This window comes from Streptomyces puniciscabiei, from assembly GCF_006715785.1.
In the GTDB taxonomy this organism is placed as follows: Bacteria; Actinomycetota; Actinomycetes; order Streptomycetales; family Streptomycetaceae; genus Streptomyces; species Streptomyces puniciscabiei.
Genome location: NZ_VFNX01000001.1, coordinates 3,298,520 through 3,322,304, shown reverse-complemented (window position 1 = coordinate 3,322,304; position 23,785 = coordinate 3,298,520). Strand labels below are relative to the sequence as shown.

The following is a 23,785-nucleotide window of genomic DNA, read 5'->3' as shown; positions in this document are numbered from 1 at the left end:
TGGTCAGGCCGCGTTTTCCGTGTCCGGTAGCGGAGGTAGCGGACTTTCCGGAGGAGGGGGGCAGTAGCGGGCCCACGCGTCGCGCAGATCGGCGGCGTAGTAGCCCTTGAGGACGCTTCCGGCGGTCTTGATGTTGCGGGAGGTGATCGGCTCGGTGTCGGCCGTCATGTACTCGGCGAGCATCTTGGACAGGCGCCGGTTGTCGAGAGGCTTGCCATGCAGGTCGGCCCATGGGGCGTCGTCTAGGGCGTTGAGCCGGTCCAGGATGGCGACGGTGGGCAGCCGGTCGATGCCGACCATGACGTGGTCGCGCAGGTCGGTCAGTAGCCGGATTCCCAGGCTGCCCTTGTCGTTGGTCTTGGAGGCGGTCACCAGCGTCACGCACGCCGCGCGAGCCCGTTCGGGCCAGGCGCCGCCGGCGGCGTCGGCGACGGCGAGCAGGGGTTCCCACACGTCCGCCGGGCGGTCGGTGACGCCGTCGGGCATGTCGGGCCAGGCTCCCATGACGAACCCGCGGGCGTGTTCGGCCCATTGGGCGAGTCGATCACGGAGCTGGTGGCCTTCCGCCTCGTGGATGCGGGCCCGGAAGGGTTCGATGCGTTCGTTGCGCGCCCGGCGGCGCATCCGGATGATGACGGAGCGGGTCATGATCGTGTCGGGCAGGTTGCCGAGTCCGGCGACGGCGACCCCGGCGTACGAGGGGAAGGCCTGCACAGTCTGGTTGCCGCCGTCGCCGATGCACCGGTAGGTGACCCCGGTGCGGCGGTGTCCGGCGTTGAGGAATCCGCGTAGTTCCTCGTTGTCTCCCGCCTTCGGTCCGAAGATCGTGTCGATCTCGTCGAACAGGATCGTCGGCCGGCCGTTGGGGTTGGAGACGGATCGGAACAGGGCGGCGGCGGACGCGTTGACGGCCGTCATGGGCTGCGGGACGAGGGTTTCCACGATCTCCAGCGCGCGGGACTTACCGGAGCCCGGTTCCGGGGACAGGAAGGCCAGACGCGGGGTGGAGTCGAAGCAGTCCAGCAGGTGCGCGTGGGCGTCCCACAGCGCGACAGCGACGTAGGCGGCCTCGGTCGGGAAGACGTTGAAACGCCGGTGGAACGCTTCCACCTCGTCCAGCAGCGCGGCCCCGTCGATGGTGGGGGTCATGCAGCGGCCCTTCCTTCCTGGGGGTTGCGGAGCGTGCAGGTGTCGCGGTGGGCGGTGTGAGCTTCGATCAGGGCGAGCACCCGGGCGTGGCCGACGGCGCTTCGGTCCCAGCCGCACAGGCATTTCGAGGTGGCCGTGGGCACCGTGCCGCGCGGGGCACAGATGTGCAGCCACGCGACGGGGTACCAGCCGTCCCCGGTGTGCGGGTCAGAACGAAGAGCAGTTCGGACGCCCTTACGGGCGGCGCCCTTCGGCTCGCCTACGGCCGCCGTGTCCACAGGCTGTGGAGCGGCCTGTGGGCCTGTGGGTGCCGGGGGTCGGCCTTCCAAGGGGAGGGTGGCGGTGGCGGTCATGCCGCGTCCCTGGGTCGGGCCTTGCTGATGGAGCTGTCCAGGGCGCTGCGGATGGTGGTGCGGCACTCGGCAGCGGTGAGTCCAGCCGCCTCGCCGATCCCTTGGAAGGCCTCCTCCGCCACGTGCCGGGGGAGGTCGCCCCACGCGACGAACCGCCCCACCTTGAAGGCGCACCGGTTCAGCGTGTTGTTGCGCTGCCTCTCGGGGGCGGCGGCCACGACCGCACATTCGGCTTCCAGCGCGGCCAGTGCCGCGCGGCTGCCGTCCACCGCAGGCAGCCTCAACGGGCCCACAGGCCGCGCGGGGGCCGGTTGCAGGATGGTTTGCAGCCACTCGGGCAGTACGGCCGTCTCAAGGCCGCACAGCGACTCGTACGCTCCGGCGGGCGTGATACTGCCGGCGGCGACCACGTACCCACCCCATGCCCTGGTGTCCACCAACCCCCCTACGGTTCCAGCCGTGTTGGCCAGACGGACGCCGGGCGGGGCGCTGAAGTACAGATGCCTCCCGCCGCTCGCGGTCCGCACCCGGTAGGTGGCCGGGACGGCGTGCCCGGCGCGCTCGCAGAGCGCTCCAAAGGTCGCCGCGCCGCAAGGCGCGTCCGAACTGCCCTTGTCCTTGGGCACGTCCAGGTCAACGACCAGCAGCCCGGATGGACCAGTGGCGATACCGACGTTGAACGGCGCCCGTGACCAGGCCGCATGGATGCGGTCGGGGTCGGTGGTGGCGCGCTGCTCCCACTTCAGGTGGCCGCTCGAGCATGGCCCGGTACGCGGGCAGGCCTGTTCGCCGTGCAGGGCAGGCCGCTTCGTGCCGGGGCGGAGCGGGAAGACGTGCCAGCCCTGTTCGGCGGCCTGCAGCGCGGCATGCAGCAGGGTGGTCTTCACGCGGCGGTCCTTCCTTCCAGGGCCAGGTACTGGGCGGCGATGAAGCGGGTGTAGGCGGGGGGTACGGCTTTTCGGGCTTCGAGGTTGGTCATCCAGGTGCAGCCCATGGCGTCGGCGTAGGCGCGCTCGCCCTTGTGCTCGAAGGCGAGCAGTCCCTTGCGGTGCCAGCAGGGCGGGACTAGGTCCCCGCCCCCGCCCCAGGACGTCTCGAAGACGCGGTGACGGCGGAGGCTGAGACCGAACTGGGTGCCGCAAAGCAGGTAATCCGGCCGCAGCAGACCCGCCGCCGCGGTCTCGGGCACGTTCTCCATCACCCACGGCCGCCCGGTCGCCTGCATGACCTTGCGGCCGGGGCTGATCAGGTCGGGATGGTTGTCCGGGTTGCCGCGCCACCTGGTGACGGTGGCGTAGCGCTCGCACGGCCACGACCCGTGGACCAAGTCGAAGGCGTGGCCGTGATCGGCGCAGTACTCCAGGCCGTCGGCCTGGACGAAGGTGAAGGGGTAGTTGGGCTGGGGGTGGATGTCGACGCCGACGACGTCGAACCCGGCCAGGTAGTAGCCCATGGACAGGCCCCCGGCACCGCAGCACAGGTCCAGCACCCGCAGGCCGTTGGGTCGCCGCAGCGGCAGCACGCTCGCCGTCATGCGGCCACCCCCAGGCGGTCCGTAGCGAGCAGGGCGAGCGCGGCCGTGCCGATGTGGTGGGTGTAGGCCGGCGGGATGCACTCGCGGATGCCGTCGCGGTTCATCCACGGCACCCCCAGCACCCGGCGGGCGAGGGCGACGCCGGAGAAGTTGCCGACAAACTGGCCGTAGTGGCCGGGCGGGACCGGGCGGCCCATCTTGGCCTGCGGGACCAGGTGGGCGGGGTGGCCGGGCTGGTCGAGGGTGAAGCCTCCGCCGGGCTCGAAGAAGCGGTGCCGGTAGTTCTCCAGCCGGAACATCTGCCCGCACAACATCACCGGACCACGCAGCTTGGGCAGCGCTCCGCCCACGTTCTCCATCACCCACGGCCGCCCGGCCGTCTCCAGCGCGGCGCGGGTAGGGGCGATCAGGTCGGGGTGCTCGCGCCCCTGGATCCGCTGGCAGTCGCTATCGTGCTGGCATGGCGGTGAGGCGTGGATGAAGTCGAATCCTGTCCCGTGCTCCAGCACGAACGCGATGGCGTCGGCCTGCACGAACCGGTACGGGTAGCGTGGTTGCCGCTCCTTGTCGACGCCAGTCACGTCGAACCCGGCGTCGGCGTAGCCCTTGGCGGCGCCACCTTGGCAGCAGAACAGGTCCAGCAGACGCGGCCGGTGGCCGCGCACTCGCCGGATGTCGGTGGGTTGGGTCATGCTGTTTGTCTCCAGTTCTGTACCGGACGGAGACCGGAGCGGGCCGGGTTCTTTGGCGAGAGTTGGCCCGCTCCGGGCAAGTTGGTTTGCTCGATGTCTAGTTGGCTGAAGGACCTGCATTTCCGCTGGTTGGGACCGGCTGTCAGTGCGGCGGATTACTGTGTCTGGCCAAACCGGGCATTAGGCGCGGAGACAACCGGACAGGGGGGCGGACAGCCATGGCAACTACGTGGTTTGTGCTGGCGGTGGGCGCCGAGCGTGTGCACGGCGGGAACGATGGCTACGACGACGACCCGGCCCGGCACTACAGCTGGGACAGCACCGTTCCCCAGCACGCCAACCTGGCCGCAGGCGACCTGATTGCGCTGTGGGACAAGAAGAAGCTGCTCGGTATATCCGTCATAGAGCGGATAGACGTGGGCAGCGAGATCAAGAGCACCTACTTCCACCGCGCGTGCAACAAGGCATCCTTCAAGCCGCTCAAGACGGGTGACCAGCGGTGGTGGTGCGCCACATGCCGGGAGAGGTTCAACGATCCCGGCACGCGCACGAGGGCCGTCACGACGTACCGGTCCCACCACAGCAGGGCCTGGCAGGACCTGAGCGGACGTCTGACCGGCCCCCAGGTACGGGCCTTGTGTGACAAGCCGGCGTCGCAGCACGCCATGCGTCCCGCCCGCTGGGAGAAGGTGCGCGCCGCCCTGCTGGCCGCAGGCGCTCGCGTGCCTGCGGACATCACCGACAGCGCACGCGTTGTCATCCGGGGCGGACACCGCCGCGCCTCCGTCGAAGTGCGCCTAGGGCAAGCACTGTTCCGTAAGCGTCTGCTGGAAGAGCAGGGCGAAGTGTGCGCGTTCAGCGGCCCTGCACCAGCCGCCGCACTCGAAGCGGCGCACCTGTACAGCTATGCCGAATCCGGTGAGCACCACGAATACGGTGGTCTGCTGCTGCGCCGCGATCTGCATCGTCTGTTCGACCTGGGCCGCATCGCGGTGAACCCTGATACGGCCACCCTGGACGTCAGTGACGACATCCGCAGCTACCCGCTGTACGGACAGATGGACGGTCAGACCCTTGCCCTGACGCTGCACCCGCAGCACCGCGTGTGGCTCGGAGCCCACTGGGATATCCATCGTCAGGACAGGCAGCAGCACAGCAACCCGCAGTCCGATCAGCTGTAGAAACGGTTGCGCTTGATGACGGCCTTGCGGATGTTCACCGTCGTCCCGCCCTCGCCGTGGCCGCGGCCGCTGAAGATCTGCGCAGCGATCCATCCGCCGAAGATGACGGCAGCGAGGGTGATGAGCTGGGTGATGAGGGCAGTCAGGGCGGTGATGAACGTGGTGAGCAGCAGCAGTCCGCCGCACAGGGCGAGGAACCCGACACCCCCGAGGGCAACGTTCACCGCCGCGCGGGCGACGACCGGCTTGGCGGTGACCGGTTCCGGCTTGACCGGCTCGATGGCGTAGCCGGTGACGACACGGCCGTCCGCCAGGACGACGCTCGCGACCGTCGGCACCGTGTGCGGCTGGACGGCGGACAGGGGCGCCGTGTACGGGGCCACGAGGGGGGTGGGCTGGTGGACTTCCTGGGCTCGTACGGCGGGCGCGTTGTCGGTGCGGTCGGGGTGCATGCGGAATCCCTTCCGGTACTGAGTGAGGGAAGCTGAGGCACCCCCTTCGGGATGCCGTGTGGAGGGGTTTTCGGGCCTCTGAGCTGGAGGAATCCCTGACTCCCTGGACGATCATTTGTGCTGGTCAGGGCCAGGGAGGCGGGTCAGGGAGGGCTTCAGGGAGTTCTCCCTGCCTCCCTGACCGGCGGGGGTCGCCTCCCTGCCGTCAGGAAGCGGAAGCGGAACCGGTGTCGTCGCGGTCGGCGAGGGCGTGGGCGAGGCGGTCACGGCTGATGACCATCACGCCGTCGGACTTGTAGGGCTCGGCCCCGGTGCCGTCCATGACGCGCTTGAGGTCGAGGAACGACCAGCCGCCGTACGCCTCCGGGTTGAGGCCGGCGAGCCGGGTGATGACCTCCTGCGTGCGCACGCGGGCATCGGTGCCGACCACGGCCGCGATGTCGGCGAGCGGGTCCCGCTCCTTGTCGCGCTCGATGGCGTGCAGGGTGACGACGCCGGTACGCAGGGCCTTGGCCCGGTCGGTGATGGCGGTGGCGCCCTCGTCGTCGATGAAGTGCGTGCGCACGGTGATGGACGACTGGCCCTTGGGGATCTCGATGCCGTCGGAGGCGACGACCAGGGTTCCCTTGTCCAGGCCCTGACGCAGCAGGTGCGGGGCGGCGCCGCCGTCGACGGCCTTGTCCCCGAGTGCCATGCGGGACTGAGACTCGGTACCCAGGGCGAGGGAGGCGCGGGTGTGGGCGCCCTCGCGCACGAGCTTGGGAAGGTTCTGGTCGGTGGGGTCCTGGGTGCCCTCCCACATCAGCACGTCGACCACGCGGCCCTGGTTGTGGACCTTGCGGACGGCCATGAAGTACCGGCTGGTGGCCTTGGATCCGCCGTAGGGCCGCTTGTCCTCGTCCACGGCCGGGCACATGAACGCCACCTGTGCTTCGTCCACGATGCCGATGAGCGGTTCGAACACCGCGCCGGGGTTGGAGCGGCGGACCTCGATCCGACGGTTCATCTCCTCCACCAGGCCCTCAACCATCTCGGTGGCCTCGATGACCTGCTCATCGGCCGGACCCTGGATGAGCACGGTTGCCAGGCCGTCGAACATGGCCCAGTCGCCTGCGCCCTTGAGGTCGGCGATCCGGAATTCCACTGTTCGGTCCAGAGCCGCCCACAGGGCGAGCGCGCGCAGCGCGGCGGTCTTGCCCTGGTTGGACAGACCCGTGACCAGCAGATGCCGCTGGTACAGGCTCAGCGCGGCGGCATCCCCGCGCAGATCCTCACCCCAGGGGGCCTTGCCGGTCTTGTAGTTGGCGGTCAGGGTGGCGTCGGTGACCAGCGGGGACGGGCCGATCGGCTCATCCAGCGCGCCGGAATCGGCGATCCATAGCCGCACCGTGCGCGCCGCCTGCGGGATGGTGATGAACACCTCGTGCTCATGCCGGGAGAGGTTCTCGGCGAGCTTGCGGCGCCGCTGCTGCACCTCGTTCGTGGACACCCCGGAGGGCAAGGTGACGTCGACCTCGACGCCGCATCCGGCGATCACGATCGGGGACAGCATCGACGCGCCGGCGTCGCCCATTTCCGTGATGGCCTTGCGCAGCGCGGGAACCCCGAGGTCACGCAGGGCCTTGACCACGATGGACGGGGTGATCGGCTCGCCCTCGCCGTTGCGGATGGTGGCGGGCAGGGCCCACTGCGGGGCGGCGTGCTGGTGGGCACCGACCGACCACAGCGCCAGCAGGACGAGGAACGGGCCGATCGTGATCGCGGGCCCCCACACCACTCGCACGATCGTGATCATCAGGTTGATGAACTTGATGACCGCCATGAGCGGCGTGACGACCTCGGTCGGGTCCTTGGTCGCTACCGCCATCGCGATACCGAGCAGCACCAAGCCGCCGATGCCCATACCGGCGCTGACGGCCGCGCCCTTGGCGGCGTCCAGCGGGGAGTGCAGCAGGTCCATGCGGCGGCGGTGGCGTGCCTCGCGGTAGCGCTGCCCGCGCTCTTCCCACTCGGCAGCCGCCTCGTGGTTGCCCGCGGCCTCCGCCGCCCGGATCATCCGCTCGTACCGGGCGGCGGTACGGCCGTCCCAGGTACGGCGGGCCACGATCCGCGCGCCGCCGGCCACGTACAGGCTGTGGCGGGCCATGGCGCGGGCGGCGGTCCGGGTCGTCTCGTGGGTGACGGCGGTCTTGATGGCGCGGCTGGAGCGGACCCACAACGGCAGCACCGGTGCCGCCGGTTCGGCCGGTGGGTCGGTGACGAGAGTCAGAGTCGACCCCTCACCGGCCACGGAGCCTCCGGAGTCGTCGGGGTCGGGGGTCTTGTAGAGGTGAACGACGGTGTCGCCCATGGCAGAGGTCTCCTGAACTGCCCCCAAGTGGGGGCGGGAAGTCGAGGGGTACCCCGCCCGACGGCGCGGGCGGGGCGTTACGCGGGATCAGCGACTGTTGCGGGCGCGGTTCTCGGCGTGGCTGAGCTGGGACGGCTCGGTGCGCGGGCCGTCGACCCAGCAGAACGGGCGGATGCCGTTGGCGGCCTTGAAGACGCGGATGGCGGCGCCGGGCGGGGCGTCGGGCAGCGGGTAGACGCGGCCCCCGTACAGACTGGCCAGCAGCCGGGCGGCGTGGTGCTCGCACCCGTCGGCGCCGACGTCGGTGGCGTCCACCACGGTTACCACGGCCGGGCCGACACAGGCGGTGGGGTCGTCCGGGTGCGCGGCGGGGCAGCGACGGGTCACCACCAGCGGGATTCCTTCTTCGGCACGATGTACGGGCAGCCGTTGACCATGTGGTCCACGCACTGCGAGCAGTCCTCGCGGGGCCCCAGCTTGCGGTGGATGCGCCGGTCGTAGGCGTGCTGCCAGCACTGCGGGCACTGACCCGGAGGCGTCTGCTGCGCGGTCATGGTCACCACCACCCCGAGGACTTCTTCGCGGCCTTGGCCTGCGCGTGCTCGGTCACGACGCGCTGCCGCTCGGTCTTCAGCGCGGCGATCTCCGTGACAAGCCGGGTCTCCGCCGAACTCCACACGGTGTCGATCCTGTTGTCCGCGCGGGCGGTGCCGTTGCCCCGGTGCAGGCTGTAGGCGCCACCGGCCACGGCCCGCAGGATCGCGCGCCGCTCGTGCCCCTCCAGCGGCCACATCTCCTGATTACGCACGGCCTGAAGCATGCGTTCGGTCTGCTGTATCGCCTTGTCCAGGCGACGGGTGTCAGGCTTGCCCATATCAGTCCTTTGCTCAGGCGGTCATGAGGGTGGGGTCACACGGCTCGCACAGGCCGGTGGAGGTGCGCACGACGTAACCGACGTCCTTGCCACACGCGGTGCAGATCCGGCGGGGGCGCATCATCGCTTCGTGCGCCCGCCAGCGGGCCGGGGTCATCGGCCTCACGGGCTTGGCCAGGTCCAGGCGGTAGAGATAGGCGACGGCGATACCGCGCGAGTAGCGCCACATCAACTGCGCCGCCACCTCCTGACCGCCCGGCCTAAGACCACGCGCCCGCAGTTGCCGACGCGTGGCCAACCCGTCCGGGGCCAGGTGCAGGGGGTAGGTGGGGATGCCGAACTTCTCGCCGTCGGGATCCCAGAACCGGACGCTCACGAGGCGACCGCCCCGCCGTCACCACCCGCCGCGCGCTCGGCGAGCAGCGCATCCCGCAGCGTTCGGGCGTTGGCCGGGGAGACGTGCAGTTCCCGGCGGATCCGCTCCCCGGTGATGTGGGACTGCGGCCAGCCGGCCGTCAGGGCCCGCGCCTCGTTAAGGAGCTGTTCCGGGGTGCGCTTCACACGCGGGGTCTTCGCCGACTCCGGCACCCGGAACGTGACCCGCCCGGTCGGACCGGTCGACTCGGCCGCCACCGGACGCCCCGATCGAGTCGACCCCGGCGGGGTCGATCCGGTGGAGGCGGTCAGGGCCGGAACGGGCTTGAGCGGAAGACTCGCCTTGCCCGCGTCGGCCGGGACCGGATCGGGGACCGCAAGCCGGGTCAGCGTCACCGCGAGCGGGGTCGATTCCAGCAGCTCAGCCCTAGACCGAATCCTCTCGGTCTGGTTCGATTTCTTCGCATTTGTGGAATCGTTGTCGGCCGGGTCGATCGAGGGGACCGACGGTACGGCTACCGGTTCGATCGGGCCCCACACCGGGAGCTCCCAGCAGGGCGCGGCACCCGGTGCGGGACGGCCCGCCACGCTGGCCAGGGCCAGGCCGGTGTCCTCACTGGCCCGCGCCCGCTCCAGTTCTGACCAGGCCCCCGAGAGGGTCTTGGCGGTCTTGGCCTGGACGCGGGCGACGCGGGCACCGGCACCGGTGACCGCCGTCAGCCTCGTCTCCTCGGTGACGGCTTCTGCCCGCAGCCGGGCACGGTCGACAGCCGCCCTATCTCGGGCCTCCTGCTGGATGCCCCGGATGGACTCCAGCGCGGCCGGGGTGAGCGCGGTGCGCTCCCACAGCCCGTGCACCAGCCACAGCGCCTTAGCCGCGACGGGGAGCCAGGCCACGGCCAGCCACGCGGCGGCGGAGCCGTCCGGGGTGAGCAGCGCGTGCGCCACCAGGACGCCGGCCGCGATGGACCCGAAGCACCAGCCGACTCCGGTCACGACGTTGCTGTGGTCGCCCTGCGCGGCGAGACGGCGTTCGTAGGCGAGGGTTGCCAGCCATCCGCCGTCGATCCCGAGACCGACGACCAGAGCGACCAGCCATGGCACTGTCTGACCGAGCCACATCACGACCACGGCCAGGGTGAGAACCATGGACACCGCCGTCATCGCGACGGCGGGCAGCGCGGTCTTCGCCTTCACGCCGCACCCCCGAACGCCAGCACTGCGGCCAGGACCAGCAGGGCACCGCCGGTAAGGGTCAGGTCGACCGCGCGGCGCAGGCAGGTGAACTTGGCGACGGCCAGACGGGACAGGCCCGCGACGTCGGCGGCCAGATCCTGAGAGAGGGCGTCGGTGATCTGATCGGGGGTCAGGGTGGCCCACAGCGGGAAGCCGTGCCCACCGCCCAGGTTCGGGCGGACCGACCGCAGCAGCAGCCCCGCCGCGACCAGCAGCAGCCCCATGCCGACGCCGCCGACGATGAGGGCGGGGCGGGTGAGCGTCATGCCGTGGCCGACACTCCACGCACCGGCCAACACCGCGCCGACGAACGCCAGCAGAAGACTGGTCTTGCTGTCGGTCCGCGCGATCTCCGCCTTCACCTCGGCGTGCGCGGCGATCAGGCTCTGTCCGGTGGTGGGGTTCATGCCGCGCCACCCGGCAGGCTCGCCGTGGCCGTGCGGTTCGCCAGCGTCGCCCGCTCCGCCAGCACCCGGCGGCGGGCCCGGCGGATCCGGCGGGCATCCAGCTCACTCGGGGTGCGGTCCAGGGTGATGATCTGCGCGTCCAACAGGTCGACGTCCGCGAGGATCGCGGGCATCTCCTGTTCGATCGCGTCCAGCTCCGCATCCGTCGGCTCCATGAAGTCGGCGAACGCGGTAACAGCGTCCTGAACAGTGACGATGTGCTCCATTGGGTCGTGTTCCTCTCGCATAGGAACGGCCCGAACCGCGCCCCCGGTGTTCCCGCACCGGGGGCGCACGCCGTTGAAGTCGGAACATCCGGCTCCCCGCGCCCCCGCCCGTCCGGCCCCGCGCATGGCGGCCCGCACGGGCGGGAGAGGCAGCCGGCCGCAGCGTCAGACGCCGCGAAGCCGAAGAGGGACCGAGGGAAAAGCGCGGATGCCGCCGACCGGTCCGTACCGGCAGCACCCCAGGTATGTCGACGCATCACAGCCCGCTCCTTTGAGTGGCTGAGCAGTGAGTTCGTGGGTCTCCTTCGGGAGCGCGCTCCCGTTTCAGGCGTATGGAGACATGACCTTTCGGTCTAAGCCCTCGGGTGAATGACAAGGACCCCGGCGCCCTCGGCCCGCTCTGTCCCGGGCCCCTGAGGGATCCGCGCACGCCGGACAAGCCCCTTTCGGAGCCCCCGGGCGGCGAACCTCCCTAGGGACATTTAGGCAGACATCCCTAGGGAGGTCAACAGGGCACGAAAAAAGGGCCCACCGATGGCGGGCCCCTCCGGGTCTGCTGTGGTGCTGGTCAGCCCGTGATGCGGTACTCCATGACATAGACGCCGGCATCCAGCAGCATCCTGTTCACCTCGACCGGCTTGCCGTCTTCCGTGAGCGCGGTGCGGTAGATCTCGACTACCGGCGTCCCTTCGGCCAGGTGCAGACGCTCGGACTCATCCTGGCTCGGCATCCGCGCCCGCAGCTCCTCCACGAACCGGACAGGCTTTGCCCCCAACTCGGCGAGGCGGGCGTATGTGCCGCCCGGACCGGTGTCCTCCTGCGCAATCGCCGACTCCCGCACGAGGTCAGCAGGGAGGTATGAGACAGCGGCCTGCACCGGCTCGCCCTCCACGGCGAAGAGGCGATCACGGATGATGACGGCGGCACCGTCCTCCAATTCGAGGATCTGGGCCACGTCGTCCGGGGCGGACGCCTCGTACACACGCAGCTCGGTCACGCTCATGTGGCGCTGGCCCACGTCAGCGCTCCAGATGGAACGACCTCCACCCCAGCGCTCCTGGGAAAGCCTCTCGTTCGCCACGCGCCGAATCGGCTGGAACTCCCGGACGTACGTACCGCTGCCCTTCCGGCGCACGGCGAGCCCTTCGGTCACCAACAGCGTCAAGGCCCTTCGGGCTGTCTCCTTGGCCACCCCGTAGTCCTTGACCAGCTTCGGCTCACCCGGGAGTCGGGCGCCGGGACGCAGCTCGCCTGAACGAATGCGCTCCCGCAGCTCGTCGGCGATCTCCCTGGCGGTCTCCGCCATCAAGCTCCTCACTTCCCTAGGGTGGTTCTGAATACCAGCTTGGCACAGAGGTGCCAGGTACCTCACCACGGGAGCGATACGAATCGCTGCCGCAGCACGACGGACTCTCCCCACCAGGGGCGATGGGCAGTAGGACCGGGGGACGTGTGACCTACGAGGTCGAGCCCAAACCGATCAAGCCGATACGGACGGACGCCCTGGACGATGAGACCCAGGCACCAAGGACTGTGACGGGAATCACGTTGAGCACTCCGGAGCTGGTGGGCGCGAATCTCACCCCACCCTGGCACCTTTGGCCAGAGGTTAAGGTGCGCTGACCTGGAAGACTATCGAAAAGGTGACTTGCGCCACATCCTCGCAAGGTGCAGAAAAAGCGGGCTTGTCCAACTAATTCGATGCATGATAACGGCCAGGCAAATGGGGCGTACCTCACATCGCTGCACGTGAGCGGACCCTAACAGGGCGCCCGCAATGTCGGTTAAGGCGTCAATAAGTGTCCGACACGCCCGTTTTTTCGAGTACCAATGAGCAACTGTGGCGCAGGACACGTTGCTTGCATCGCCGGTCGCGGGGGTGAGGCAATTGCTCCAGCGCCCCACCGGGGTGCTCCCACAGGCCTTTGGCCGCAGTCTGCCCCCGGCATGACTGCGGCCCCCTGCTGGAACAGGGGGCCGCCGGGCATTGTCGCGACACCTAGAAAGGGGCCTTACCCGTGGCCCACTGTAATAACGGAGCCTGCAAGCGTCTGGAGAAGGAGACGCAGGTCACTCCGAGGAAGCGGAATCTCCTCGTCTCGATCGGCGTGTCGGCCGCCGGTATGACGCTCAGCGCGGGCATCGTCACCCACGCCATCGAGCCGAATGAGGCGACCGCTCTTGCCACCGTGATCGGCACGACCATCACGTCCGCTGTTCTCCTTACTCGTCGCTCGTCGCCCGCCCTGGTGGAAGCGGACCGGGGCGGGGCCGTGAGCCTGGAGAAGTAGCGGAGGACTCTTTAACAGCGTGGCGGCGTACGCCAACCGGTACGCCAACAGCAGCGCACAACTACTGCTAGCCCAGGTCACCGGCGCCCAGTACGATCAGGCCGCGCCCCACCTGGACGCGGCCTGAAAAGCGGAAGGTCGCCGGTTCGACCCCGGCCCCAGCCACAGCCAGAAGGCCCCGTTCAGCGAACGGGGCCTTCGTCGTAGGGGGACATTCATGGCTGACGACTTCCAGGGTTTCCAGGGTTTCGACATCGCTCGGCGTGGTTACGACCGTGCCCAGGTGGACGCGTATCTGGCCGGGATGGCCGCGGGTACGGCGTCCGAGGCGCCGCCGGTTTTCGACATCGTCCGGCGCGGGTACGACCGAGCGCAGGTGGACGCACGGGTGGCGCAGCTGCGGAACAGGGGGACGGGGAGATGAGCCGGGACCAGGCGAGAGCGATACCGGACACCGAGCTGGAGAAGGACAGGGCACGGTACGGGCTGCTCGCGGTCGTCGTCAGCAATCTCGCGATCGCCGGTGTCGCGATCTTCGGGGTGTGGCGGCTCGACGGCGACAAGTCCGTGATCGTCGGCGTCCTGACCGCCGCGTTCACCGCCGTGAGCAGCATGACGACCGCCTACCTGGGCATCAAGGCCGTCTCCAACACGGCGAAGTCGATCGCCCTCAGGGACACGGCACCCCGGCAGAACACCGAGCCGGCCGCCGCCCCAGCACCCGCCCCGCGGACCCCCTGAGCCGCCCCCGGTCAAATCGTTCGCGTGTTTTTCGGGCGGGGTGCGATCCTGGATCCCGTATGTCTACGCATCCCGCCCCCGCTCTCGGCACCCTCGCCCCCCGTCTGACCGAGTTGTCGCTGCGCGACGCGCATCGGCTCGGCCGGCGGCTCGAGGGCGCGCGCAAGATCCGTAAGCCGGAGGCCCGTGCCGCCGTCCTCGCCGAGATCGAGGCGGAGGTCGGCAAGGCCGAGGCCCGGATGGCCGAGCGGCGCTCCCGTGTGCCCGCCATCGGCTACCCGGAGCAGCTGCCGGTCAGCCAGAAGAAGGACGAGATCGCGGCGGCCATCCGCGATCACCAGGTCGTCATCGTGGCCGGTGAGACCGGCTCCGGCAAGACCACGCAGATCCCGAAGATCTGTCTGGAGCTGGGCCGTGGCGTGCGCGGCATGATCGGGCACACGCAGCCCCGGCGCATCGCCGCCCGCACGGTCGCCGAGCGGGTCGCGGAGGAGCTGAGGACGCCGCTCGGCGAGTCCGTCGGCTGGAAGGTGCGGTTCACCGACCAGGTGAACCCGGACGCCACCTTCATCAAGCTGATGACGGACGGCATCCTGCTCGCCGAGATCCAGACCGACCGCGAGCTGCGCGCCTACGACACGATCATCATCGACGAGGCCCACGAGCGGTCCCTCAACATCGACTTCCTGCTCGGTTACCTGGCCCAGCTGCTGCCGAAGCGGCCGGATCTCAAGGTCGTCATCACCTCGGCGACGATCGACCCCGAGCGCTTCTCCCGGCACTTCGGCGACGCCCCGATCGTCGAGGTCAGCGGGCGGACGTACCCGGTGGAGGTGCGCTACCGGCCCCTGCTGGAGGAGGACTCCGAGGACGCCGACCGGGATCAGATCACCGCCATCTGCGATGCGGTCGAGGAGCTCCAGGCCGAGGGCCAGGGAGACATCCTGGTCTTCCTCTCCGGTGAGCGGGAGATCCGGGACACCGCCGACGCGCTCGAGAAGAAGAAATACAGGTTCACCGAGATCCTGCCCCTCTACGCGCGGCTCTCGCACGCCGAGCAGCACCGCGTGTTCCAGCCGCACACCGGGCGCAGGATCGTTCTGGCCACCAACGTCGCCGAGACGTCCCTCACCGTCCCCGGCATCAAGTACGTCATCGACCCCGGCTTCGCCCGGATCAGCCGCTACAGCCACCGCACCAAGGTCCAGCGGCTGCCCATCGAGCCGATCTCGCAGGCCAGCGCCAACCAGCGCAAGGGCCGCTGCGGCCGGACGAGCGACGGCATCTGCATCCGGCTGTACAGCGAGGACGACTTCCTCGCCCGGCCCGAGTTCACGGACGCGGAGATCCTCCGTACGAACCTCGCCTCCGTCATCCTGCAGATGACCGCGGCCGGTCTCGGCGACATCGAGAAGTTCCCCTTCATCGACCCGCCGGACCACCGCAACATCCGCGACGGCGTGCAGCTGCTGCAGGAGCTGGGCGCGCTGGACGCCGCGCAGAAGGACCCGCGCAAACGCCTCACCGACACCGGCCGCAAGCTGGCCCAGCTGCCGGTCGACCCGCGCCTGGCCCGCATGGTGCTGGAGGCCGACAGGAACGACTGTGTCCGTGAGGTCATGGTCATCGCGGCCGCGCTGTCCATCCAGGACCCGCGCGAGCGCCCGGCCGACAAGCAGACCCAGGCCGACCAGCAGCACGCCCGCTTCAAGGACGAGACCAGCGACTTCCTCGCCTACCTGAACCTGTGGCGGTACGTCCGCGAGCAGCAGAAGGAGCGCGGATCCAGTTCCTTCCGCCGGATGTGCAAGCAGGAGTACCTGAACTTCCTGCGCATCCGCGAATGGCAGGACATCTACACCCAGCTGCGGACGGTCGCCAAGCAGATGGGCATCCACCTCAGCGATGAGGACGCCCCGGCCGACCGCATCCACACCTCCCTCCTCGCCGGCCTCCTCTCCCACATCGGGATGAAGGACGTACGCGAGGGCAACAAGAACGAGTACCTGGGTGCCCGCAACGCCAAGTTCGCGATCTTCCCGGGTTCGGCGCTCTTCAAGAAGCAGCCGAAGTTCGTGATGTCGGCCGAGCTGGTCGAGACGAGCCGGCTCTGGGCGCGGGTCAACGCGAAGATCGAGCCCGAGTGGGTCGAACCGCTCGCCGGGCACCTGCTGAAGCGGACGTACAGCGAACCGCACTGGGAGAAGGACCAGGCGGCCGTGATGGCGTACGAGAAGGTCACGCTGTACGGCGTCCCGATCGTCGCCCAGCGCAAGGTGAACTACGGCCGCATCGACCCGGAGACCTCCCGCGAGCTGTTCATCCGCAACGCGCTGGTGGAGGGCGACTGGCGCACGCACCACAAGTTCTTCGCCGACAACCGCAAGCTGCTGAGCGAGGTCGAGGAGCTGGAGCACCGCGCCCGGCGCCGGGACATCGTCGTCGACGACGACACGCTCTTCGACTTCTACGACCAGCGGGTGCCCGAACACGTCGTGTCCGGCGCGCACTTCGACTCCTGGTGGCAGCGGAAGCGGCAGGAGCAGCCGGACTTCCTGGACTTCGAGCGGGAGATGCTCATCCGGGAGTCGGCGGAGGCGGTCACCAAGGCCGACTACCCGGACTCCTGGCGGCAGGGGCAGCTGAAGTTCCGGGTGACGTACCAGTTCGAGCCGGGCGCGGACGCGGACGGCGTGACGGTCCACATCCCGCTCCAGGTCCTCAACCAGGTCACGGACGAGGGCTTCGACTGGCAGATCCCGGGGTTGCGCGAGGAGGTCGTGACCGAGCTGATCCGCTCGCTGCCGAAGCCGGTCCGCCGCAACTACGTGCCCGCTCCGAACTACGCGAAGGCGTTCCTGGAGAAGGCGGTGCCCCTGCAGGAGTCGCTGACGGTGACGATGGCCCGCGAGCTGAAGCGCATGGTCGGCGTCCCCTTCGAGGCCGACGACTTCGACTGGTCCAAGGTCCCCGACCATCTCAAGATCACCTTCCGGATCGTCGACGAGCGGCGCCGAAAGCTGGCCGAGGACAAGGACCTCCAGGCGCTGAAGCTCCGGCTGAAGCCGAAGGCGAGGAAGGCCCTGTCCCAGGCGGCAGCGGCGACCGCGTCCCGCGAGGGCGGCGAGTCCCTGGAGCGCAAGGGGCTGACCGACTGGACGATCGGCGCGCTGACCCGGGTCTTCGAGACGCGCCGGGCCGGCCAGCCGGTGAAGGCGTACCCGGCGCTCGTGGACGACGGCGACACGGTCTCGGTGCGGCTCTTCGACACGGAGGCCGAGCAGGCCGAGGCCATGTGGCAGGGCACCCGGCGGCTGATCCTGCGCAACATCCCGGTGAACCCGGCGAAGTTCGCGTCCGAGAAGCTGACGAACGCCCAGAAGCTGGCGCTGTCCGCGAACCCGCACGGCTCCGTCCAGGCGCTGTTCGACGACTGCGCGATGGCGGCGGCCGACAAGCTGATCGCCGACTTCGGGGGTCCGGTCTGGGACGAGGAGTCGTACCGGAAGCTGTACGACAAGGTGCGCGCGGAGATCGTCGACACGACGGTCCGTACGGTCGCCCAGGTGCAGCAGGTCCTCGCCGCCTGGCAGGCGTGCGAGCGCCGCCTGAAGGCCGTGCGCAGCCCCGCGCTCCTGGCGAACCTGACGGACGTACGCAAGCAGCTGGACGCGCTCGTGAAGCCGGGGTTCGTCACCTGGGCGGGCATACGGCGCCTTCCCGACCTGGTGCGCTACCTGGTGGCCGTGGACCGGCGTCTGCAGCAGATGCCGACGAACGTCCAGCGGGACACCACGCGCATGGAGAAGGTCCACGAGATGCAGGACGAGTACGCCTGGCTCCTGGAGCAGCTCCCCCAGGGCCGCCCCGTCCCCTCCTCGGTCCTGGACATCCGCTGGATGATCGAGGAGCTGCGGGTCAGCTACTTCGCCCACGCCCTCGGCACCGCCTACCCCGTCTCCGACAAGCGGATCGTGAAGGCGATCGACGCGGCCGTTCCGTAACCGCTCGGGCACAGGGGGTGAGTTCGACCAGGCGGCCTCACCTCCTGTACAGTCTCTTCTCGCAGCGCAGTGCACAAGCCGAGCGCCGCGAAACCTGGTCCTGTGGAGCAGTTTGGAGTGCTCGCCACCCTGTCAAGGTGGAGGCCGCGGGTTCAAATCCCGTCAGGACCGCAGCAGAGAGGGCCCGCATCCGGCAACGGAAGCGGGCCCTTCCCCATGCCACCACCCGAGCACCCGCCAACCCGCCACAGCCGAGGCCGCGCCCGCGGCGGAGCCGCAATCGGATACAGCAAATCCCGTCAGGACCGCAGCACAAAGGGCCCCCCACCGGCAACGGAAGCGGGCCCTTCTCCATGTCGTCGGCTTCTCGGTGCCGGTCGGCGTGTTCAGCCCGTCCGGCGATTGAGGACAAGGCCCGTTCAGGGCCGTGGCAAGGCTCTGGCGGGACGGCAGCCCCCGGGGAACCCTGGGCAAGGCCCGTTCAAGGCCGTAGCGAGGGGCCGGGGGCGGCACCCCGCGGGGAGCCCGGCCGAACCGGCGGCGCCGTCCCGCGGCCTTGACGGCGTCACATTCCCTCGGTACCCAGAGAGCAGGGCCCGTTCCCCTGTGCGGTCCGCGGAGGTGGCGTATGGCGGCATCGGTCAGGCACGAGACGCGGGCGCTGCTGAGGGCCCATCTGGCGGCCGCGTCGTCCTACCGGCATCTCACCCGCCACTGCCCCATCTGTCATCACCTGCTGCGGCTGGCGATGGACGCAGGCCCCCGGGTCCCCGAAGCCGGCGACGGGGAGGGCGAGGAGCAGCGTCCCCGCGGCGCGTGACCGGCGCCCGTCCCCAACACCCTTTCCCGCGTGGGACGCTGGAGCGGGACGCTCCACTAGCGCACCCGTGCCGTCGGCAACAACAGCCGGGATGTGTGACGGGAGTCACCGCATGAGTTTTTGAAAGGGCGGTACTTACCCCTGTCCTACAACGGATCAATTTAATATGTGCAATTGCACCCCTCTCAGGGCTCACGCACAGCCGATCCGACAGCCCTGCCCAGACTCCGACAAGGCCGCCCACGGAGCCCGCCCGCACCCCCGACCAGCGCACAGAAAAGATCGCGCTGGACCCGGCGGAGTCCAGCGCGATCTACGACGCACCCTGTGTCGCTGCCTGCAACGTGCTGTTCGGCTTGGGCGAGGGGCCTGTTGGGGCAGGTCCCGCGTCGCTTGGAGCTAGGGTTCGGGCGCCTCGGCCGGTTGGGGGACCTGCCGGTTTGCCCGGTTATTCGGTTGTTCAGGCCTCGCTGCGCTGCTGCGGGATGCCCGCGAGCAGTGCGCGGACCTCGGCCTCGCGGTAGCGGCGGTGCCCGCCGAGCGTACGGATGGACGTGAGCTTGCCGGCCTTCGCCCACCGCGTGACCGTCTTGGGGTCGACGCGGAACATGGTGGCGACCTCAGCCGGGGTCAGCAGCGGCTCGGCATCAGGGGTGCGAGCGGTCATGAGCGGCCTCCTCGGGAGAACCGAACCTTCTCGGTTCTTTCCTCTAAATTCTGCACCTTGACCCGCGTTGCCCGAAATGGCGGACGCGAGTCGAGTCGGTTATAGGACGAACGGCTTGTCCTCGGCACTACAACTACACCATCTGTCCAGCCGCGTCGGCCAAACCGATGGAATTGCCCTCCCAGGTGTTCATCAGCGACGGAAGCCGATGGACCATGCCATAGCGGACAGTCACGCCGCTGTGACGATCAGTCACAGGACGATCAGGAGCCACAAGACCCCCCAAAGCGCGCAATGCCGAGAATCCGCCCACAGTGGAGCACAGTTGGACGGAAGGAACCCTCCCCGGACTCCTTGTCCTATTTTGGCATGAGGGGTGGCAAGAGACGCAAGGGCCGCGTAAGTGCCGTCCATCACCCTTGGGGCAAAAGTCCAGATCGGGACCAACGTCCCGTCACATGGTCAAGTGGCCTAGACCGTACGTCGTTCGGCGCCATTTGGGCCGTGATGTACGTCACTCTTCGAGCGCTCCCGGAACCTCAGTTCGCCGAGCGCCGGTCCCGGACCGCCCGCCACCGCTCCACGAGCCGCGCGTAGGCCTCCCCGGCCGCCGCGCCGTCGCCCCGCCGAAGCGCCTGGATGCCCTCGGCCACGTCCGCCGCCGAGTGGTCGCCCTCCAGCTCACCGGCCGACAGCACATGCACCAGGCCGCCGTAGTCCAGCTCCACCAGCGAGCGCGGGTGGAACTCCTCCAGCCAGCGGCCGACGTCCACCAGGCCGTCGATCAGCGGGCTCTCCTCGACGGTGTCCCTCAGCGTGCGCAGCGCCCGCGCCACCCGCCGCCGGGCCTGCACCATCGGCGTGCGGTAGCGCAGCAGCGGCGGCACCTCGGCGGTGCCCTTCTCGTAGCGCCGCTCCTCGTCCGAGACCAGCACGAACCAGTTCAGCGGCACCTGCCAGGTCGCCGTGCGGATCCACGGGCGGGCGTCGGGGTTGCGGGCCAGCCAGCGCTCGTAGTCCTGCGCGGCCTGGCGGCGTACGACCGGCGGCAGCACCGCGTCCAGCACCGGCGCCGGCAGCTCCTCGGTCAGCTCGCCGAGCGCCAGCCAGCCGCGCAGCCGGGTGCGCCAGGGGCACACGCACACCACGCCGTCGACCTCCAGCACGAAGGCGTCGCTGGACTCGTGCACCGGCACGGCGACCGGCGGGGTGGGCAGCAAGTCGGCCAGGGAACGGCGCAGTTCGTCCTGGTAGGAGGGGCGGTCGGAGCGGCGGGCGTAGCGGGCCCAGTGGCTGCGCTCCGGCTCCGCGAAGGCGCCCAGCGGCTCGTACACGCGCAGGTACGCGGCATAGGGGACGACCACGGAGGACACCTTCGGCACGCCTGCTCCCTCCCCAGCGGACCCGGCTCGAAACACTGCAAATCGTGCCACGGTCATGCGTGCGTCAGCGCCCCGCGCGAGTGATCCTGAACACTGCACGGATGGTGGTCGTGCCAAGGCTCTACGCTCATGCCACGGCACCCCGCCACCCGTACGGGGTTCCACCCCACTCGCCGCTCTTTACACAGGAGTCACCACAGTGACCGACGTAATTGGGGCACCTGCTGATGTCCTGCACACCCTGTTCCACTCGGACCAGGGCGGCCATGAGCAGGTCGTGCTCTGCCAGGACCGCGCGAGCGGCCTCAAGGCCGTGATCGCCATCCACTCCACCGCCCTGGGCCCCGCCCTCGGCGGAACGCGCTTCTATCCCTACGCCACCGAGGCCGAGGCCGTCGCCGACGCCCTCAACCTCGCACGCGGAATGTCGTACAAGAACGCCATGGCCGGACTCGACCACGGCGGCGGCAAGGCCGTGATCATCGGCGACCCGGAGCGCGACAAGACCGAGGAACTGCTCCTCGCCTACGGCCGCATGGTCGCCTCGCTCGGCGGGCGCTACGTCACCGCGTGCGACGTCGGCACCTACGTCGCCGACATGGACGTCGTGGCCCGTGAGTGCCGCTGGACCACCGGCCGCTCCCCCGAGAACGGCGGCGCCGGCGACTCCTCGGTGCTCACCGCCTTCGGCGTCTACCAGGGCATGCGCGCCTCCGCCCAGCACCTGTGGGGCGACCCCCTGCTGCGCGGCCGCAAGGTCGGTGTCGCCGGCGTCGGCAAGGTCGGCCACCACCTGGTGCGCCACCTGCTGGACGAGGGCGCCGAGGTCGTCATCACCGACGTGCGCACGGACGCCGTCCAGCGGATCCTCGACCAGCACCCCGAGCGCGTGACGGCCGTGGCCGACACCGAGGAGCTGATCCGGGTCGAGGGGCTCGACATCTACGCCCCCTGCGCGCTCGGCGGCGCCCTGAACGACCACAGCGTCGAGGTGCTCACCGCCAAGGTGGTGTGCGGCGCGGCCAACAACCAGCTCGCGCACCCGGGTGTGGAGAAGGACCTCGCCGACCGCGGGATCCTCTACGCGCCGGACTACGTGGTGAACGCGGGCGGGGTCATCCAGGTGGCCGACGAGCTGCACGGGTTCGACTTCGACCGGTGCAAGGCGAAGGCGGCGAAGATCTTCGACACCACGCTGGCCATATTCGCACGTGCGAAGGAAGACGGGATTCCGCCGGCCGCTGCGGCCGACCGGATCGCCGAGCAGCGGATGGCCGAGGCACGCGCCGGACACGCTGTGCACTGACCCGATCGCACAGGTGAGCGGTACCCGTCGGCGGGAACTTCGAGAGAACTCTCACTTCCACCGGCGGGTCGTTCCCCGATAAGTGGTTAAAATCGCCACTGACCAGCGAGGACAGGGCGCCTCGAAGGTCCTGGGCACACGCGCGTGCTGCGGGCGACGTACCGTATGGGCGCGGGCTCAGGTACCGTGGAAGCCCTACGGACCGGCCTCTCTGCGGAGGGTCCGTTCCGGATCATGAACGCGTGTCAGACTCTGGGGCCGTTGAGCCCCGTCACCGAGGGGGTCGAGCCATGGGGCGCGGCCGGGCCAAGGCCAAGCAGACAAAGGTCGCCCGCCAGCTGAAGTACAACAGCGGTGGGACTGACCTGTCACGTCTGGCCAGTGAACTGGGCGCATCGACTTCGAGCCAGCCGCCGAACGGCGAGCCGTTCGAGGACGATGAGCATGACGAGGACGACCTGTACTCCCGTTACGCCGACCTCTATGAGGACGACGAGGACGAGGACGAGGGTCCCTCACAACACCGTCGCGGCGCTTGACCTTGCACTGAGCACCAGTCCGGTCGGTGGCACAGCCACCGACCGGCTTCTGTGCTACCCGCAGAATCGGCGGGTGCAGTCACCCGCCGACGCTCAGCGGGCGTAGTCCCCCACCAGCTCCGCGCCCGTCTCCTTGGCACCGCGCTCGGTGATCTCGCCGGCCACCCAGGCGTCGACCCCTCGGTCGGCCAGGGTCGCGAGGGCCACCTCGGTGGATTCCGCGGGGACGATCGCCATCATGCCGACGCCCATGTTGAGGGTCTTCTCCAGTTCCAGGCGCTCGACGTTCCCGGTCCTGCCGACCAGGTCGAAGATCGCGCCCGGGGTCCAGGTGGAGCGGTCGACCACGGCGTGCAGCCCGTCGGGGATCACGCGGGCCAGGTTGGCCGCGAGTCCGCCGCCGGTGATGTGCGAGAACGCGTGCACGTCCGTGGTGCGCATCAGTGCCAGGCAGTCCAGCGAGTAGATCTTCGTGGGCTCCAGCAGCTCCTCGCCGAGGGTCCGGCCGAGCTCGGCGACCTCCGACTCCAGGGCCAGGCCGGCCGTGTTCAGCAGGACGTGGCGGACCAGGGAGTACCCGTTCGAGTGAAGGCCGGAGGACGCCATGGCGATCACCGCGTCGCCCGTACGGATGCGATCAGCGCCGAGCAGCCGGTCGGCCTCCACGACGCCCGTACCGGCCCCGGCGACGTCGAAGTCGTCCTCGCCCAGCAGACCGGGGTGTTCGGCCGTCTCGCCGCCCACCAGGGCGCATCCGGCGAGCACACAGCCCTCCGCGATGCCCTTCACGATGGCCGCGACGCGCTCGGGGTGGACCTTGCCGACGCAGATGTAGTCGGTCATGAACAGCGGCTCGGCGCCGCACACCACGATGTCGTCCATGACCATGGCGACCAGGTCGTGGCCGATGGTGTCGTAGACGCCCATGCGGCGCGCGACGTCGACCTTCGTGCCGACGCCGTCCGTGGCGGAGGCGAGGAGGGGACGCTCGTAGCGCTTGAGGGCGGAGGCGTCGAAGAGGCCGGCGAAGCCGCCGAGGCCGCCGAGGACCTCGGGGCGCTGGGTCTTCTTCACCCACTCCTTCATCAGCTCGACCGCGCGGTCGCCCGCCTCGATGTCGACGCCCGCCGCTGCGTAGCTGGCACCAGTTGTCTCAGACATGACTG

The 23,785-nt window shown here is 69.6% G+C and carries 24 protein-coding genes, 1 tRNA gene and 1 pseudogene; 9 read left to right on the top strand and 17 right to left on the bottom strand.

Annotated elements, in window-relative coordinates:
• Nucleotides 1-3 precede the first annotated feature (3 nt).
• From FB563_RS15235 to FB563_RS15215, 4 genes are all read right to left on the bottom strand, one after another.
• On the bottom strand, nucleotides 4-1,149 hold the full coding sequence (locus FB563_RS15235; RefSeq protein ID WP_055708974.1) for a DUF3631 domain-containing protein: 1,146 nt from the start codon (nucleotides 1,147-1,149) through the stop codon (nucleotides 4-6).
• Nucleotides 1,150-1,498: 349 nt separating this feature from the next.
• Entirely contained in the window at nucleotides 1,499-2,389 is an 891-nt protein-coding gene (locus tag FB563_RS15225) for a bifunctional DNA primase/polymerase (protein ID WP_055708973.1), read from the bottom strand.
• Nucleotides 2,386-3,036: a DNA cytosine methyltransferase gene (locus FB563_RS15220; protein WP_199832965.1), complete on the bottom strand. Its 651-nt coding sequence runs from the start codon at nucleotides 3,034-3,036 to the stop codon at nucleotides 2,386-2,388. Before FB563_RS15220 ends, FB563_RS15225 begins: the two co-directional genes overlap by 4 nt.
• Nucleotides 3,033-3,728, bottom strand: a complete 696-nt coding sequence (locus tag FB563_RS15215; protein WP_055708972.1) for a class I SAM-dependent methyltransferase — start codon at nucleotides 3,726-3,728, stop codon at nucleotides 3,033-3,035. Before FB563_RS15215 ends, FB563_RS15220 begins: the two co-directional genes overlap by 4 nt.
• Nucleotides 3,729-3,946: 218 nt before the next feature.
• Between FB563_RS15215 and FB563_RS15210 the strand changes: the two genes are divergently transcribed.
• A complete protein-coding gene (locus FB563_RS15210) occupies nucleotides 3,947-4,909 on the top strand; it encodes an HNH endonuclease (protein ID WP_063797131.1) in 963 nt (320 codons plus the stop codon).
• Here FB563_RS15210 and FB563_RS15205 read toward each other — a convergent pair.
• The 10 genes and pseudogenes from FB563_RS15205 to FB563_RS15160 all read right to left on the bottom strand — a co-directional run bounded on the left by FB563_RS15205 (nucleotide 4,900) and on the right by FB563_RS15160 (nucleotide 12,175).
• Entirely contained in the window at nucleotides 4,900-5,361 is a 462-nt protein-coding gene (locus tag FB563_RS15205) for a hypothetical protein (protein ID WP_055708970.1), read from the bottom strand. The two genes, FB563_RS15210 and FB563_RS15205, sit on opposite strands and share 10 nt — an antisense overlap.
• A 205-nt stretch (nucleotides 5,362-5,566) precedes the next feature.
• Nucleotides 5,567-7,711, bottom strand: a complete 2,145-nt coding sequence (locus FB563_RS15200; protein WP_055708969.1) for an FtsK/SpoIIIE domain-containing protein — start codon at nucleotides 7,709-7,711, stop codon at nucleotides 5,567-5,569.
• Nucleotides 7,712-7,798: 87 nt separating this feature from the next.
• Nucleotides 7,799-8,101, bottom strand: coding sequence for a hypothetical protein (locus tag FB563_RS15195; RefSeq protein ID WP_234357934.1), 303 nt, complete (start codon nucleotides 8,099-8,101; stop codon nucleotides 7,799-7,801).
• Nucleotides 8,095-8,265 (bottom strand): pRL2-8, encoded by a 171-nt coding sequence (locus FB563_RS15190; protein WP_199832964.1) that lies wholly within the window; start codon nucleotides 8,263-8,265, stop codon nucleotides 8,095-8,097. The genes FB563_RS15195 and FB563_RS15190 overlap by 7 nt, the downstream gene beginning before the upstream one ends.
• A gap of 2 nt (nucleotides 8,266-8,267) precedes the next feature.
• Nucleotides 8,268-8,585 carry a hypothetical protein gene (locus FB563_RS15185; RefSeq protein WP_055708968.1) on the bottom strand — a complete coding sequence of 106 codons (318 nt, stop codon included), beginning with the start codon at nucleotides 8,583-8,585 and terminating at the stop codon, nucleotides 8,268-8,270.
• 13 nt (nucleotides 8,586-8,598) lie between these two features.
• The gene (locus tag FB563_RS15180) at nucleotides 8,599-8,961 is read right to left on the bottom strand and encodes an RRQRL motif-containing zinc-binding protein (protein ID WP_055708967.1); all 363 of its coding nucleotides are present in this window, start codon (nucleotides 8,959-8,961) and stop codon (nucleotides 8,599-8,601) included.
• A 494-nt stretch (nucleotides 8,962-9,455) separates the two neighbouring features.
• Nucleotides 9,456-10,157, bottom strand: a pseudogene (locus tag FB563_RS44010) (protein spdB); the annotation flags it as partial.
• Complete coding sequence (locus FB563_RS15170; protein ID WP_199832963.1) at nucleotides 10,154-10,603, bottom strand: Pycsar system effector family protein; 450 nt, start codon at nucleotides 10,601-10,603, stop codon at nucleotides 10,154-10,156. The pseudogene FB563_RS44010 and the gene FB563_RS15170, both read right to left, overlap by 4 nt.
• Nucleotides 10,600-10,869, bottom strand: a complete 270-nt coding sequence (locus tag FB563_RS15165) for a DUF6284 family protein (protein WP_055708966.1) — start codon at nucleotides 10,867-10,869, stop codon at nucleotides 10,600-10,602. The genes FB563_RS15170 and FB563_RS15165 overlap by 4 nt, the downstream gene beginning before the upstream one ends.
• Nucleotides 10,870-11,437: 568 nt before the next feature.
• On the bottom strand, nucleotides 11,438-12,175 hold the full coding sequence (locus FB563_RS15160) for a GntR family transcriptional regulator (RefSeq protein WP_055708965.1): 738 nt from the start codon (nucleotides 12,173-12,175) through the stop codon (nucleotides 11,438-11,440).
• Between the two features lie 712 nt (nucleotides 12,176-12,887).
• Here FB563_RS15160 and FB563_RS15155 point away from each other — a divergent pair.
• The 6 genes from FB563_RS15155 (at nucleotide 12,888) to FB563_RS15130 (ending at nucleotide 18,725) form a co-directional block, all read left to right on the top strand.
• Nucleotides 12,888-13,160: a hypothetical protein gene (locus FB563_RS15155; protein WP_142218714.1), complete on the top strand. Its 273-nt coding sequence runs from the start codon at nucleotides 12,888-12,890 to the stop codon at nucleotides 13,158-13,160.
• Nucleotides 13,161-13,377: 217 nt separating this feature from the next.
• Complete coding sequence (locus FB563_RS15150; protein WP_055708963.1) at nucleotides 13,378-13,584, top strand: DivIVA domain-containing protein; 207 nt, start codon at nucleotides 13,378-13,380, stop codon at nucleotides 13,582-13,584.
• Nucleotides 13,581-13,901, top strand: coding sequence for a hypothetical protein (locus FB563_RS15145; protein WP_208766297.1), 321 nt, complete (start codon nucleotides 13,581-13,583; stop codon nucleotides 13,899-13,901). The genes FB563_RS15150 and FB563_RS15145 overlap by 4 nt, the downstream gene beginning before the upstream one ends.
• Before the next feature lie 59 nt (nucleotides 13,902-13,960).
• Nucleotides 13,961-17,905 carry an ATP-dependent RNA helicase HrpA gene (gene hrpA / locus FB563_RS15140; protein WP_055707145.1) on the top strand — a complete coding sequence of 1,315 codons (3,945 nt, stop codon included), beginning with the start codon at nucleotides 13,961-13,963 and terminating at the stop codon, nucleotides 17,903-17,905.
• A 96-nt stretch (nucleotides 17,906-18,001) separates the two neighbouring features.
• Nucleotides 18,002-18,076 (top strand) — tRNA-Asp (locus FB563_RS15135).
• A gap of 457 nt (nucleotides 18,077-18,533) precedes the next feature.
• On the top strand, nucleotides 18,534-18,725 hold the full coding sequence (locus tag FB563_RS15130) for a DUF6274 family protein (protein ID WP_055707144.1): 192 nt from the start codon (nucleotides 18,534-18,536) through the stop codon (nucleotides 18,723-18,725).
• 460 nt (nucleotides 18,726-19,185) lie between these two features.
• On the opposite strand, the gene bldC is transcribed toward FB563_RS15130, so the two are convergent.
• Together bldC and FB563_RS15120 are read right to left on the bottom strand one after the other, a co-directional pair.
• Complete coding sequence (bldC, locus tag FB563_RS15125) at nucleotides 19,186-19,392, bottom strand: developmental transcriptional regulator BldC (protein WP_003949541.1); 207 nt, start codon at nucleotides 19,390-19,392, stop codon at nucleotides 19,186-19,188.
• A 539-nt stretch (nucleotides 19,393-19,931) separates the two neighbouring features.
• Nucleotides 19,932-20,774 carry a DUF8083 family protein gene (locus FB563_RS15120; RefSeq protein WP_055707143.1) on the bottom strand — a complete coding sequence of 281 codons (843 nt, stop codon included), beginning with the start codon at nucleotides 20,772-20,774 and terminating at the stop codon, nucleotides 19,932-19,934.
• 199 nt (nucleotides 20,775-20,973) lie between these two features.
• Here FB563_RS15120 and FB563_RS15115 point away from each other — a divergent pair, with 199 nt between their 5' ends.
• A complete protein-coding gene (locus FB563_RS15115; protein WP_055707142.1) occupies nucleotides 20,974-22,080 on the top strand; it encodes a Leu/Phe/Val dehydrogenase in 1,107 nt (368 codons plus the stop codon).
• 290 nt (nucleotides 22,081-22,370) lie between these two features.
• Nucleotides 22,371-22,619, top strand: a complete 249-nt coding sequence (locus FB563_RS15110) for a DUF3073 domain-containing protein (RefSeq protein ID WP_055707141.1) — start codon at nucleotides 22,371-22,373, stop codon at nucleotides 22,617-22,619.
• A 93-nt stretch (nucleotides 22,620-22,712) separates the two neighbouring features.
• On the opposite strand, the gene purM is transcribed toward FB563_RS15110, so the two are convergent.
• Nucleotides 22,713-23,780: a phosphoribosylformylglycinamidine cyclo-ligase gene (gene purM, locus FB563_RS15105; protein WP_055707140.1), complete on the bottom strand. Its 1,068-nt coding sequence runs from the start codon at nucleotides 23,778-23,780 to the stop codon at nucleotides 22,713-22,715.
• Nucleotides 23,781-23,785: the final 5 nt, after the last annotated feature.

Coding starts and splice junctions, on each gene's coding strand:
- FB563_RS15235 (WP_055708974.1), bottom strand. CDS start 1,149: ATGACCCCCACCATCGACGGGGCCGCGCTGCTGGACGAGGTGGAAGCG.
- FB563_RS15220 (WP_199832965.1), bottom strand. CDS start 3,036: ATGACGGCGAGCGTGCTGCCGCTGCGGCGACCCAACGGCCTGCGGGTG.
- FB563_RS15215 (WP_055708972.1), bottom strand. CDS start 3,728: ATGACCCAACCCACCGACATCCGGCGAGTGCGCGGCCACCGGCCGCGT.
- FB563_RS15210 (WP_063797131.1), top strand. CDS start 3,947: ATGGCAACTACGTGGTTTGTGCTGGCGGTGGGCGCCGAGCGTGTGCAC.
- FB563_RS15205 (WP_055708970.1), bottom strand. CDS start 5,361: ATGCACCCCGACCGCACCGACAACGCGCCCGCCGTACGAGCCCAGGAA.
- FB563_RS15200 (WP_055708969.1), bottom strand. CDS start 7,711: ATGGGCGACACCGTCGTTCACCTCTACAAGACCCCCGACCCCGACGAC.
- FB563_RS15190 (WP_199832964.1), bottom strand. CDS start 8,265: ATGACCGCGCAGCAGACGCCTCCGGGTCAGTGCCCGCAGTGCTGGCAG.
- FB563_RS15185 (WP_055708968.1), bottom strand. CDS start 8,585: ATGGGCAAGCCTGACACCCGTCGCCTGGACAAGGCGATACAGCAGACC.
- FB563_RS15170 (WP_199832963.1), bottom strand. CDS start 10,603: ATGAACCCCACCACCGGACAGAGCCTGATCGCCGCGCACGCCGAGGTG.
- FB563_RS15165 (WP_055708966.1), bottom strand. CDS start 10,869: ATGGAGCACATCGTCACTGTTCAGGACGCTGTTACCGCGTTCGCCGAC.
- FB563_RS15160 (WP_055708965.1), bottom strand. CDS start 12,175: ATGGCGGAGACCGCCAGGGAGATCGCCGACGAGCTGCGGGAGCGCATT.
- FB563_RS15150 (WP_055708963.1), top strand. CDS start 13,378: ATGGCTGACGACTTCCAGGGTTTCCAGGGTTTCGACATCGCTCGGCGT.
- FB563_RS15145 (WP_208766297.1), top strand. CDS start 13,581: ATGAGCCGGGACCAGGCGAGAGCGATACCGGACACCGAGCTGGAGAAG.
- hrpA (WP_055707145.1), top strand. CDS start 13,961: ATGTCTACGCATCCCGCCCCCGCTCTCGGCACCCTCGCCCCCCGTCTG.
- FB563_RS15130 (WP_055707144.1), top strand. CDS start 18,534: ATGGCGGCATCGGTCAGGCACGAGACGCGGGCGCTGCTGAGGGCCCAT.
- bldC (WP_003949541.1), bottom strand. CDS start 19,392: ATGACCGCTCGCACCCCTGATGCCGAGCCGCTGCTGACCCCGGCTGAG.
- FB563_RS15110 (WP_055707141.1), top strand. CDS start 22,371: ATGGGGCGCGGCCGGGCCAAGGCCAAGCAGACAAAGGTCGCCCGCCAG.
- purM (WP_055707140.1), bottom strand. CDS start 23,780: ATGTCTGAGACAACTGGTGCCAGCTACGCAGCGGCGGGCGTCGACATC.